At 44.8% G+C, this 12,437-nt stretch carries 13 protein-coding genes; 12 read left to right on the plus strand and 1 reads right to left on the minus strand.

The window, feature by feature from the left end; genetic code table 11:
• Positions 1–2: 2 nt before the first annotated feature.
• Genes ssuE through H150_RS0101005 form a run of 5 tightly spaced genes read left to right on the plus strand, consistent with a single transcriptional unit; the run spans position 3 to position 4,382 of the window.
• Positions 3–584 (plus strand): NADPH-dependent FMN reductase, encoded by a 582-nt coding sequence (gene ssuE, locus H150_RS13465; RefSeq protein WP_081619513.1) that lies wholly within the window; start codon positions 3–5, stop codon positions 582–584.
• A gap of 17 nt (positions 585–601) precedes the next feature.
• The gene (locus tag H150_RS0100990) at positions 602–1,606 is read left to right on the plus strand and encodes an aliphatic sulfonate ABC transporter substrate-binding protein (RefSeq protein WP_019957174.1); all 1,005 of its coding nucleotides are present in this window, start codon (positions 602–604) and stop codon (positions 1,604–1,606) included.
• 15 nt (positions 1,607–1,621) lie between these two features.
• A complete protein-coding gene (gene ssuD / locus H150_RS0100995; RefSeq protein WP_019957175.1) occupies positions 1,622–2,767 on the plus strand; it encodes an FMNH2-dependent alkanesulfonate monooxygenase in 1,146 nt (381 codons plus the stop codon).
• Between the two features lie 11 nt (positions 2,768–2,778).
• Positions 2,779–3,639, plus strand: coding sequence for an ABC transporter permease subunit (locus H150_RS0101000; RefSeq protein ID WP_019957176.1), 861 nt, complete (start codon positions 2,779–2,781; stop codon positions 3,637–3,639).
• Entirely contained in the window at positions 3,636–4,382 is a 747-nt protein-coding gene (locus tag H150_RS0101005; RefSeq protein ID WP_019957177.1) for an ATP-binding cassette domain-containing protein, read from the plus strand. Before H150_RS0101000 ends, H150_RS0101005 begins: the two co-directional genes overlap by 4 nt.
• Before the next feature lie 77 nt (positions 4,383–4,459).
• On the opposite strand, the gene aroA is transcribed toward H150_RS0101005, so the two are convergent.
• Complete coding sequence (gene aroA, locus H150_RS0101010; RefSeq protein WP_026353367.1) at positions 4,460–5,752, minus strand: 3-phosphoshikimate 1-carboxyvinyltransferase; 1,293 nt, start codon at positions 5,750–5,752, stop codon at positions 4,460–4,462.
• A gap of 199 nt (positions 5,753–5,951) precedes the next feature.
• On the opposite strand from aroA, the gene cmk reads away from it, so the two are divergent.
• From cmk to pilW, 7 genes are all read left to right on the plus strand, one after another.
• Positions 5,952–6,602: a (d)CMP kinase gene (gene cmk, locus H150_RS0101015; RefSeq protein ID WP_019957179.1), complete on the plus strand. Its 651-nt coding sequence runs from the start codon at positions 5,952–5,954 to the stop codon at positions 6,600–6,602.
• Between the two features lie 162 nt (positions 6,603–6,764).
• On the plus strand, positions 6,765–8,447 hold the full coding sequence (gene rpsA / locus H150_RS0101020; RefSeq protein ID WP_026353368.1) for a 30S ribosomal protein S1: 1,683 nt from the start codon (positions 6,765–6,767) through the stop codon (positions 8,445–8,447).
• A gap of 11 nt (positions 8,448–8,458) precedes the next feature.
• Positions 8,459–8,770, plus strand: a complete 312-nt coding sequence (locus tag H150_RS0101025) for an integration host factor subunit beta (protein WP_019957181.1) — start codon at positions 8,459–8,461, stop codon at positions 8,768–8,770.
• A gap of 93 nt (positions 8,771–8,863) precedes the next feature.
• Positions 8,864–10,009 carry a cell division protein ZapE gene (gene zapE / locus H150_RS0101030; RefSeq protein WP_026353369.1) on the plus strand — a complete coding sequence of 382 codons (1,146 nt, stop codon included), beginning with the start codon at positions 8,864–8,866 and terminating at the stop codon, positions 10,007–10,009.
• An 88-nt stretch (positions 10,010–10,097) separates the two neighbouring features.
• Entirely contained in the window at positions 10,098–10,523 is a 426-nt protein-coding gene (ndk, locus tag H150_RS0101035; RefSeq protein ID WP_019957183.1) for a nucleoside-diphosphate kinase, read from the plus strand.
• A 55-nt stretch (positions 10,524–10,578) separates the two neighbouring features.
• A complete protein-coding gene (gene rlmN / locus H150_RS0101040) occupies positions 10,579–11,676 on the plus strand; it encodes a dual-specificity RNA methyltransferase RlmN (RefSeq protein WP_019957184.1) in 1,098 nt (365 codons plus the stop codon).
• Positions 11,673–12,437 (plus strand): type IV pilus biogenesis/stability protein PilW, encoded by a 765-nt coding sequence (pilW, locus tag H150_RS0101045; protein WP_019957185.1) that lies wholly within the window; start codon positions 11,673–11,675, stop codon positions 12,435–12,437. Before rlmN ends, pilW begins: the two co-directional genes overlap by 4 nt.

Genomic DNA, 12,437 nt, shown 5'->3' on the forward strand with positions numbered 1-12,437 from the left:
AGATGTACATAGTGACCTTAGCAGGAAGTCCGAAGTCGGTTTCGCGTTCAAGCAGCTTGTTACGTTATGTTAGCCAGCGTTTGCATGCTGAATCCATCCAAGTCAAATCGTATTCATTGAGTGATTTCAATCAAGATGCTTTGTTACACGGTGATTTCAATCATCCCAGTATTAAAGCATTTCAAGATGATGTGGAGCGTGCCGATGGTTTGGTGATTGCCACGCCAGTTTACAAAGCTTCTATTTCAGGCGTCCTGAAAATCATTTTGGATGTGTTGGGGCAAGATGCTTTGGCACACAAAGTCATTTTGCCATTGGCAAGCGGTGGTTCGGTGGCACATTTATTGGCTTTGGATTATGCCTTGAAGCCAGTGTTATCAGCGATGAAGGCGCAGGAAATTTTGTCAGGCGTGTTTGCTCAAGACCAACAAATTCAAGTGCAGGAACACAATGTGGTGTTGGATGCCGATTTGAAAGAGCGTTTGGATTGGGCGGTTGGACAATTTCAATATGTGTTGCGATGTCGACGTTCGGCTGGGCAGGCAAACCAAGACACATTGAACGTTCATCCAATCACCTATTAATAGAAAGCATCTTCAATATGAGTCAACCATTTTTAGTATCCCATTTGTTGGTCGCGGCTGTGAGTTTGGCTTTGGCAGCTTGTGGCGTACAAGCTGGTAACGAAGCGAACCAAACGACTGTGGCAGCCGCTGCCACTGCCACTCAAACTACTATTCAAGAAGTACGCATTGGTCATCAGGCATCGGGTTCTTTGGTGTTTTTGAAAGATCAGAAAACGCTGGATGAAGCTTTGGCCAAAGAGAATATCAAAGTCAATTGGGTGAAATTCACTTCAGGTCCTCCGATGCTGGAAGCTTTGAATACGGGCAATTTGGATTTTGCAACGACAGGGGAAGCCCCGCCGATTTTTGCGCAAGCGGCCAATGCAGGTTTGGTGTATGTGGCACACGAAGCGGCTTCGCCTGATTCAGAAGGCTTATTGTTGCCAAAAGGTTCGAATATCACCGATGTGAGTCAATTAAAAGGTAAAAAAATTGCGGTTGTTAAAGGTTCAAGCGCGCATTACACCTTGTTACAAGGTTTGAAAAAACACGGTTTGAAGTTCAGCGATATTACACCTGTGTATTTGCAGCCATCTGATGGTCGTGCGGCATTTGAACAAGGCAGTGTCGATGCGTGGGTGGTATGGGAGCCATATCGAGCTGCGGCTGAAAAACAATTGGGTGCGACCACTTTGTTTAATACTTCAGGCTTAAAACCAAGTTATTCGTTTTATTTGGCGCGTAAAGAGTTTGCTGAGCAACACCCTGCATTGGTGAAGACGATTGTGAAGCATATTGACCAAGCCGACCAAACCATCAATGCCGATTTGAAAGCTTTTGGCAACATCACAGCCAAGCAAGTAGGTGTTCCAGAAGACATTGCTTATGAAGCAGTGATTCGCCGTAAATATGGTGCAGCGTTCATCACACCTGAAATTGCCATTGAACAACAAAAAGTGGCGGATGCATTTTATGCAGAAAAATTGATTCCTAAAGCCATCCAAGTCAACGAAATCATGTGGCAAGCCCCACAAAACTAATCAGGAGCAATAATCATGTCATTGAATATTTTTTGGTTTTTACCAACGCAAGGTGAGTCACGTTATTTGGGCAGTAGCAAAGGTGCGCGTGTTGTAGACCATGCTTATTTGTCGCAAATTGCCCAAGCGGCTGATCGTTTGGGTTTTGGTGGCGTATTGATTCCTACAGGCCGCTCGTGCGAAGACGCCGCTTTGGTAGCCGCTTCTTTGATTCCGTTGACGCAGCGCTTGCGCTTTTTGGTGGCAGTGCGCCCGAGTGTGATTTCGCCAACGGTTGCCGCGCGTCAAGCTGCGACTTTGGATCGCTTGTCCAATGGGCGTGCTTTGTTCAATTTGGTTACAGGTGGCAAGCCTGACGAATTGGCAGCGGAAGGCATTTATTTGGAACATGGCGAGCGTTACGAGGCAGCGGACGAATTTACGCGAGTGTGGACACGCTTGATGGAAGGCGAAGAAGTGACATTCCACGGCAAACACATTCATGTAGACAAAGCGGTGTTGGATTTCAAACCCTTGCAACAACCACGCCCACCTTTGTATTTTGGTGGCTCTTCAGAACCTGCGCACAAATTGGCAGGCGAACAAGTGGATTTGTATTTGACTTGGGGTGAGCCGCCTGCTGCGGTTAAGGAAAAATTGGATGATGTGCGTGCGCAAGCGGCAAAACATGGTCGCACTGTGCGTTTTGGCATCCGTTTGCATGTGATTGTGCGTGAAACCAATGAAGAAGCTTGGCGTGCTGCCAATGAACTGATCAAATATGTCGATGACGATACCGTTGCCAAAGCGCAAGCGGCATTTGCGACTCATGATTCAGTCGGTCAACAACGTATGGCGGCTTTGCATGGTGGTGACCGCAATAAATTGGAGGTGAGTCCGAATTTGTGGGCAGGCGTTGGTTTGACGCGCGGTGGGGCAGGAACGGCTTTGGTGGGCGATGCACAAACCGTGGCAGCACGCATTCAAGAATATGCTGATTTGGGCATCGACACCTTTATTTTTTCAGGCTATCCACATTTGGAAGAAGCTTATCATGTGGCGGAATTGTTGTTCCCATTGTTGGATGTGAATAAGCCTAGCATTCCAAATATTGTCGAGCAAGAAGCCCGTGGCGATGTGGTCGGACACAGTTTCCGTCCTGCTGCGCTCAGCGCCAGCTAAAGGAGAATATCATGGCACAATTGAAAGCCAAGACCTTGCCTGTTGTACGCCCGCAAGCAAGAGGCGTCCTGAAAAGCATTTTATTCAAGCACCAGCAAAAATGGTTGCCATGGTTATTGCCATTGGCATTGTTATTGACATGGCAAGCGATAGCCGCGTGGCAGTGGTTGCCCGAGCAATATTTGCGCAATGTGTCATCGCCTTTGGCGGTGGCGCAAGCGGGCTGGACATTGGCAATCAATGGCGAATTGTGGTTGCATTTGGGCATCAGCGCCGCGCGTGCGCTCACAGGTTTATTGATTGGTGGGGTCACAGGCTTGACTTTGGGTGTCGCAACGGGCTTGTCACCGACTTTGCGCACTTTGTTGGATAATACTTTGCAAATGTTGCGCAATATTCCCAATTTGGCTTTGATTCCATTGGTGATTTTGTGGTTTGGTATTGATGAGGCTGCAAAATTGTGCCTAGTGGCTTTGGGGACTTTTTTCCCGATTTATCTGAATACGTTTCATGGCATACGCAATGCCGATGCGGCTTTGATCGAAATGGCCAAAAGCTATGGTTTGTCAGGTTGGGCATTGTTTAAAGAAGTGATTTTACCGGGAGCTTTACCGAGCGTATTGGTCGGCTTGCGTTTTTCTTTGGGCATTATGTGGTTGACTTTGATTGTCGCAGAAACGATTTCAGCAACCAGCGGTATTGGTTATTTGGCGATGCATGCGCGGGAATTTTTCCAAACCGACATCATTATTTTTACCATCTTAATTTATGCGTTATTGGGTTTTGTTGCAGATTGGATTGCGCGCCAATTGGAACGTGTATTGTTGCGCTGGCATCCAGCTTACGTGGTAAAACAAGGAGACAAAGCATGAGTCAAGACGCTTTTGCGTTGCGTTTGGTCAACGTACACAAATCATTCGGTCCTCGCCACATCATCAAAGGCGTGCATTTAGACATACAAGCAGGCGAGTTTGTCGCCATTGTCGGGCGCAGCGGTTGTGGTAAATCGACCTTGTTGCGGTTGTTGGCGCAATTGGATGACGTAACCGATGGACAAATTGTGTCTTTCAATCATACGGATGCGCAACGCCAAGCAGCCACCCGTTTGATGTTTCAGGACGCTCGTTTGTTGCCTTGGAAATCGGTGTTGGAAAATGTGGGTTTGGGTTTGGAAGGCGATTGGAAGCCACGAGCATTTAAGGTTTTGGCGGATGTGGGATTGGCAGAGCGAGCGCACGATTGGCCTAGCAGTTTGTCTGGCGGTCAAAAACAGCGTGTGGCATTGGCGCGTGCCTTGATTCATCAGCCGAAAATCTTATTATTGGATGAGCCTTTGGGTGCATTGGATGCGTTGACACGTTTGGAAATGCAGCAATTGATTGTCAAGTTGTGGCAGCAATATGGCTTTACGGTGGTATTGGTGACGCATGATATTAATGAAGCGGTCTTGACGGCGCAGCGAGTGGTTTTGATTGAGCAAGGACAAATTGATTTGAATGAAACTGTGACCTTGCCTTATCCAAGAACGCAATTGACGGAAGTGGCACACATTGAGCAAAAGATTTTGGATCGCATTTTGAATTTGCCCAAATACGAAGTGGAATATGCTATTTAAAAGCTGTTTTATCAGTAATAAGCGTCCTGTAAACTTTACAGGACGCTTATTTTTAGGCGTTTAAAACCCTAAAGATTTCAAACGCACAATTTGGCAAATGCTTCAAAATACGTTGGGAAGGTTTTGTTCACGCATTCAGGTTCATTGATAATAATCGGTGTGCCCAATAATGCAATCAATGAAAAACACATTGCCATGCGATGGTCATCATATGTGTCGATGCGCACGTTTGGTTTTAAGGGCGCTTGGGCATGAATGCTGATGTAGTCTTGTCCTTCGACAACGTGCACACCCAGTTTTCGCAATTCGGCAGTCATCGCGCTCAAACGGTCGGTTTCTTTGACACGCCAGCTTTCGATATTGCGAATGTGGCATTCTTGACCTGTGGCAACGGCAACGATTGCCAAAGTCATTGCAGCATCGGGAATGTGGTTGGCATCGAAATCAAAAGCTTGGATGGCTTGTTTTTTGTCGCGCCAAACTGTGATGCTGTTGTCACCATAAGAAACGTGTGCACCGATTTGCACCAAAGCATCGACAAATGCCACATCGCCTTGAATGCTTTTTTCATTGATGCCTTCGACGGTGATTTTTTTACCTGTGAGCAAACCTGCTGCCAAAAAGTAAGATGCACTTGAAGCATCGCCTTCGACATGCAAAGATTCTGGCGCATGGTAAAGCGCATTGGCAGGCAAATGGAATACTTGGTGTTGCTCGTGCTCAATGACGATGCCAAACTGTGCCATCAATTTTAAAGTGATGTCGATGTAGGGTTTGGAAATCAATTCGCCGACCACCTCAATAGTATAAGCTTGTCCTGTTAATGGCAAAGACATCAATAAAGCGGTTAAAAATTGGCTAGAAACATTGCCTTTGACGGGAATCGTGCGTTGTTCATTGTCACGCCAAGGGTGGATTTTCAAAGGTGGATAAGCTTCGTTTTGCAAATATGTGATGTCCGCACCTGACAAACGCAACGCATCAACCAAGTCACCAATAGGGCGTTCGTGCATACGTGGTACGCCCGACAATTCATAATGTCCTTGCATCAATGCCAAAGCGGCGGTTAAAGGGCGAAAAGCCGTACCTGCATTGCCTAAAAACAATTGTGCGTCTTTGTTGGGGAAGCGCTGCTTGCTGCCGTGAACGCGATGGCTGTTGGCATCAATCGTTTCAATGACAACACCTAATTGTGCCAAAGCCTCGAGCATGCGCTGGGTGTCATCTGAATCTAGAACATCGTGTAAAACACATTCATTGTCTGACAAAGCCGCCAATAACAAAGTGCGGTTACTGATGCTTTTAGAGCCGGGTAAGCGAACATGGCTGTCACGAATGTTGCTAGCAGGTAGGAAAATAAAATCTTTCATCATCAACTCAAAGTAAAGGCGGCCTGTAAAAACCATTCAACGAGAAGCGTCAGTGTAAACAACTTCATGTGATAGATAAAGATTTTGGCATAATTTTGGCATTTTATGCCAAGTTTAAAGTTGGTTTTTACAGGACGGGCAATTGTAGCCGCCTCTATATATAATGTGTGTTTGCTTGGTTTTAACTGAAAGGCACAATATGACAGCAGTCATTGCAATTGATGGGCCGAGTGCTTCGGGTAAGGGCACGGTTGCCGCACGAGTGGCTGCGGCTTTGGGCATGGATTATTTGGATTCAGGCGCTTTGTATCGTTTGACGGCTTTGGCAGCGCAGCAGCAAAATTTGGCTTGGGACGATGAAGCGGCAGTCGCTGGCGTTGCTGCGGCTTTGGATGTGGTGTTTGCCGATAGTCAAATTTTACTAAAAGGTGTGGATGTGAGCGCAGCCATTCGCCAAGAAATCATTGGTATGGGCGCATCTCAAGTAGCCAAGCATCCACAAGTGCGCACAGCTTTATTGGCACGTCAGCAAGCGTTTGCTGGTGAGCGTGGTTTGGTGGCTGATGGCCGTGATATGGGCAGCGTGGTGTTTCCTGATGCGGCCTTAAAAATATTTTTAACGGCAACGGCAGAAGAGCGTGCTCGTCGTCGTGCTTTGCAATTGAATATTGACTTGGCAAGCGAGCAATACCAGGCCATTGTCAATGACATTAAGCAGCGCGATTTCAATGACATCAACCGTTCTGTTGCGCCATTACAGCAATTGCCTGATGCTTATTTATTGGATACCACTGAGTTAAGCATTGAAAATGCGGTAAAAAAAGTTTTGGAATGGTATCAACAAGTTTGATTTTTAGGATATAATCGCTGACTTACGGTTTCAAATTCAAATATTGGAACCAAATTGATGATTTTTTTGTCAACTGATTGATTTATTTCGCTTACTTGGCCAAGGCAGTAAGCTGCGACTAACTAACCTCTGCACACCTTGGCAGTGTATTTGTGAGAATTTATGAGTATGGAAAATTTTGCCCAGCTGCTTGAAGAAAGTTTTGCATTACAGGAAATGGGCGTTGGTGAAGTGATCACCGCTGAAGTGGTTGCCATTGACAATAACTTCGTAACTGTAAACGCTGGTTTGAAATCAGAATCTTTGATTGATGCAAACGAATTCAAGAACGCTCAAGGCGAAGTTGAAGTCAAAGTTGGTGATTTCGTTACTGTTACTATCGAATCTGTTGAAAACGGTTTCGGTGAAACTAAATTGTCACGCGAAAAAGCCAAACGTGCTGCTGATTGGGTTGCTTTGGAAGAAGCAATGGAAAATGGCGACATCTTGTCTGGCGTGATCAACGGTAAAGTCAAAGGCGGCTTGACTGTGATGATCAACAGCATCCGTGCATTCTTGCCAGGTTCTTTGGTTGATACCCGTCCTGTAAAAGACACGACTCCTTACGAAGGTAAAGAGATCGAGTTCAAAGTCATCAAATTGGACAAAAAACGCAACAACGTTGTGGTTTCTCGTCGTGCAGTGTTGGAAGCAACTTTGGGCGAAGAGCGCAAAGCATTGTTGGAAAACTTGCAAGAAGGTTCAATCATCAAAGGTATCGTTAAGAACATCACTGATTACGGTGCGTTCGTTGATTTGGGCGGTATCGATGGCTTGTTGCACATCACTGACTTGGCATGGCGCCGTGTGAAACACCCTTCTGAAGTTTTGGAAGTGGGTCAAGAAGTTGAAGCTAAAGTATTGAAATTCGACCAAGAGAAGAGCCGTGTATCTTTGGGCTTGAAACAATTGGGCGAAGATCCTTGGGATGGTTTGGCACGTCGTTACCCACAAGGTACTCGTATGTTCGGTAAAGTGACTAACTTGACTGACTACGGTTCATTCGTGGAAATCGAACAAGGCATCGAAGGTTTGGTTCACGTGTCTGAAATGGACTGGACTAACAAAAACGTACACCCAAGCAAAGTGGTTCAATTGGGCGACGAAGTAGAAGTGATGATCTTGGACATCGACGAAGACCGTCGTCGTATCTCTTTGGGTATGAAACAATGTATGCCTAATCCTTGGGATGAGTTTGCTGCAAACTTCCAAAAAGGCGACAAATTGTCTGGCGCAATCAAATCTATCACTGATTTCGGTGTGTTTGTAGGTTTGGCTGGCGGCATCGATGGTTTGGTTCACTTGTCTGATTTGTCTTGGTCTGAACAAGGCGAAGAAGCGGTTCGCAAATACAAAAAAGGCGATGAAGTTGAAGCTGTTGTATTGGCAATCGACGTTGAAAAAGAACGCATTTCATTGGGTATCAAACAATTGGAAGGCGATCCATTCAACAACTACTTGGCAATGAACGACAAAGGTGCTTTGGTTAAAGGTTCTGTGAAATCTTTGGACGCTAAAGGTGCTGTAATCGATTTGGGTAATGACGTTGAAGGTTACTTGCGCGCTTCTGAAGTATCACGCGATCGCGTTGAAGACATCCGCACTCACTTAAAAGAGGGTGATGAAGTTGAAGCGGTTATCGTGAACGTAGACCGTAAAAACCGCAACATCAACTTGTCTATCAAAGCCAAAGACGCTAAAGAAGAGTCTGATGCATTGAAATCTGTTTCTGGCAGCAGTGCTAATGCTGGCACTACCAGCTTGGGCGACTTGTTGAAAGCCAAGTTGTCTGGCGAGCAAGAATAAGAGGCAAGTGCATGACCAAATCTGAGTTAATGTTACGCTTGGCAGAGTTGGTTTCTGCTCAAAAAGGGACTCAATTGGTCGCTAAAGATGTGGAGCATAGTGTTAAAGTATTGGTTGATACGATGACACGCTCATTGGCTAAAGGCCAACGCATTGAAATTCGCGGCTTCGGTAGTTTTGATTTGAACCACCGTCCTGCACGAGTAGGTCGTAATCCTAAAACAGGCGATAAAGTGGAAGTACCTGAGAAATATGTACCACACTTTAAACCTGGTAAGGAATTGCGCGAGCGCGTGGACCAAGCCTTGCAAAATTGTAATTGATTGAATCAGTCACTAACAAAGCACCGCTATTTAGCGGTGCTTTTTTGATGCAAGGTACGGTACAATCTTTAAAACTTATTAATAAAGTATCTTATGACTCAAACCATGAACACTTTTACCCCTCCGTCATTTCAGGGCGAGCGACCAAAAACTTGGTATGCCGAAGCTAAGCAACAAAAAGGTTTCATTGCAGACAATGCCCAAGAAATGGCGATTGCGCATTTGGATCAATTATGGGGTGAATTAATGGCCTTTAAACAAAAGCGCAATCGCTTTTTAGGTCGCAGCATTCGTTCGCCGCAATCGCCAAATGGCTTGTATTTGTGGGGTGGGGTGGGTCGAGGTAAAAGCTTTTTAATGGATGCTTTTTTTGGGTGTTTGCCATATCGTCGTAAGCGACGTGTGCATTTTCATGCTTTTATGGCTGAAATGCATGCTCGTCTAGGCAAATACAAATCAGAAGAAAATCCAGTGGATATTGTGGCTGCAGAGCTGGCGCGAGAAGTCCGTGTGTTGTGTTTCGATGAGTTTCATGTCAGTGATATTGCCGATGCAATGATTTTAGGTCGTTTATTAGAAGGTTTATTTAATCGTGGTGTGGTGATGGTGGCGACGTCCAATTATGAGCCTAAAAATTTGTATTTCCAAGGTCAAAATCGCAGCAGTTTTCTACCCACGATTGCACTGATTGAAAACCATTTACAGGTCATCAATGTGGATGGTGGTGAGGATCATCGTTTGCGCACGTTGACGCAAGCGCCGATTTTTTTGGTGCCAAATGATTCGCAACATGAAGCAAAATTGTCAGAGTTGTTTGAAAAAATGACGCAGGGGCAGACCCGTTTGGAAAATACCATCAGTATTTGGGACCGGCCTTTAAAAGCCAAAGCGCACACAAGCAAAGCGATTTGGTTTGAGTTTGAGACTTTGTGTTTTGGTCCTCGCTCTCAGGCGGATTATTTGTATTTGGCACAAAATTATGAAATGGTGTTTGTTTCTAATATGACAGCGTTGACACCTTTGCAGCGCAATGAAGCACGTCGTTTAACTTGGCTGGTTGATGTGTTTTATGATTACCGTGTCAAAATGTGTGCTACGTCAGAAGTTGAAGCGGGAGAGATTTACATAGAAGGTTCTTTTGCAGAGGAATTTACCCGTACCGTAAGCCGAATGGTGGAAATGCAATCGCATAATTATTTGTCTTTACCGCATTTAAGTTTAGGTAATAACAAAAGTTGACACATATAGACGGCAAAATGGCTACAACAAGGCAAGAAACCTTGCTAAAATAGCAGATTGCATGAAAATTTCTTAATGGAGCATAAAAATGGCAATTGAAAAAACAATTTCTATCATCAAACCTGATGCAGTAGCGAAAAACGTGATTGGCGAAATCTACTCTCGCTTTGAAAAAGCTGGCTTAAAAATCGTTGCAGCTAAAATGAAACAGTTGAGCCAAGCAGATGCTGAAGGCTTTTACGCTGTACACAAAGAACGTCCTTTCTTCAATGACTTGGTATCTTTCATGACTTCTGGTCCTGTTATGATTCAAGTATTGGAAGGCGAAAACGCAGTTTTGGCTAACCGTGAATTGATGGGTGCTACCAACCCTAAAGAAGCGGCTGCTGGCACCATCCGTGCTGATTTTGCTGAATCTATCGATGCTAACGCGGTTCATGGCTCTGACAGCTTGGAAAATGCAGCGATTGAAATCGCTTACTTCTTCTCTGCTGAAGAAGTTGTTTCACGTTAATTTTGTAATCATCGCCGCTTAGAGGGCGTCCTGTAAGCGGCTTAAAGTATTAGATATGACCACCAATTTATTGAATTTTGATTTACCCCAATTGACCGCTCACTTCGAAGAAATGGGTGAAAAAGCTTTTCGTGCCAAACAAGTGATGCGTTGGATGCACCAAGGTGGTGCTTCATCGTTTGACGAAATGACCGATTTGGCTAAATCGTTGCGCGCTAAATTGAATGACCAAGCACAATTGGTGGTTCCGGATTTAATGACATCACAGCAATCTAAAGACGGTACACGCAAATGGTTGTTGGATGTGGGCACTGGTAACGGTGTCGAAACAGTGTTCATTCCTGAAGCGGAGCGCGGTACTTTGTGTATTTCTTCGCAAGTCGGTTGTGCTTTGGAATGTACATTTTGCTCTACAGGCCGCCAAGGTTTTAATCGCAATTTGTCTGCGGCTGAAATCATTGGTCAATTGTGGTGGGCGAATAAAGCCATGGGTGTGACACCTAAAAATGAGCGCGTCATTTCCAATGTGGTGATGATGGGTATGGGCGAGCCTTTGGCCAATTTTGACAATGTGGTGACGGCTTTGAATATCATGCTTGATGATCATGGCTATGGTTTGTCACGTCGTCGTGTGACGGTATCCACTTCAGGTATGGTGCCGCAAATGGATCGCTTGAAAGAGGTTGCACCTGTAGCATTGGCTGTGTCTTTGCATGCATCGAATGATCGCATTCGTGATGAAATTGTGCCATTGAATAAAAAATATCCATTAAAAGAATTGATGGCCGCTTGTGAGCGCTATTTGGTTAAGGCACCACGTGATTTTGTTACGTTTGAATATGTGATGTTGGATGGTGTGAATGATCATCCGCAACATGCTCGCGAATTGGTTGAGTTGGTGAAACATGTGCCCTGTAAATTCAATTTGATTCCATTCAATCCCTTCCCTAATTCAGGTTATGAGCGTTCAAGCAATGCGCGTATCAATGTCTTTAAAGAGATTTTGATGGAGGCGGGTTTGATTGTGACTGTGCGTAAAACACGTGGTGATGATATTGATGCAGCATGTGGCCAGTTGGCAGGTCAGGTCAAAGACAAAACCAAGCGCCAAGCTAAGTGGGAACAAATTTATTTGGATAAAGGACAGTCATGAATTTGAAAATTGCTTCAATCCTTGCGGTAAGTTTTTTGGCTTTGAGTGCTTGTAGTTCTAGCAAATTGAAAGAGCCAACAAAAGCAGAAAAAGCTCAAGATTTGGCTAGAATTCAAAATCAATTGGCCATTGAGTATATGAATGCTCAAGACTACCGCGCTGCAATTGAAGCAATTGATAAGTCATTGGCAATAGACAGTCGCAGTTTGAATGCATTATTGACCCGGGCTGAAATTTATCATTATTTGAAGATGACAGACAAAGCTGAGGAAAGTTATCAACGTGCTTTGTCGATTGAGCCCAATAGCGCTGAAGTGAATAACAATTATGGTTGGTACCAATGCAATACCTTAGGGCGTATTGCTGAATCCTTAACGCATTTTGATGTGGCTTTAGCAGACCCTACTTATCCAACCCCATTTATTGCTTATTATAATAAAGGTATTTGTTCGGCGCGTTTGGGGCAGTATGCTCAAGGCGAGGCTTTATTAAAGCAAGCTTTGGCAGCCAATCCGCAGTTTACAGTAGCCAATAAAGAATTGGCACGTTTGAAAATGAACGAAGGGCAAGATGCCTTAGCCAATACTTATTTCAAGATATACCAAAGCCAAATACAACGTTTGTCTGCCGATGATTTATTATTAGGTTGGCAGATTTCCCACCGTGTGGGGCATATACAGGCCGCAGCTGAGTATGAAATGCAGTTGCGTTCTACTTACCCATATTCCGATGAATTAAGACAAATGACCACAGGACACTAA

This window comes from Vitreoscilla stercoraria DSM 513 (assembly GCF_000382305.1).
Taxonomy (GTDB): domain Bacteria; phylum Pseudomonadota; class Gammaproteobacteria; order Burkholderiales; family Neisseriaceae; genus Vitreoscilla; species Vitreoscilla stercoraria.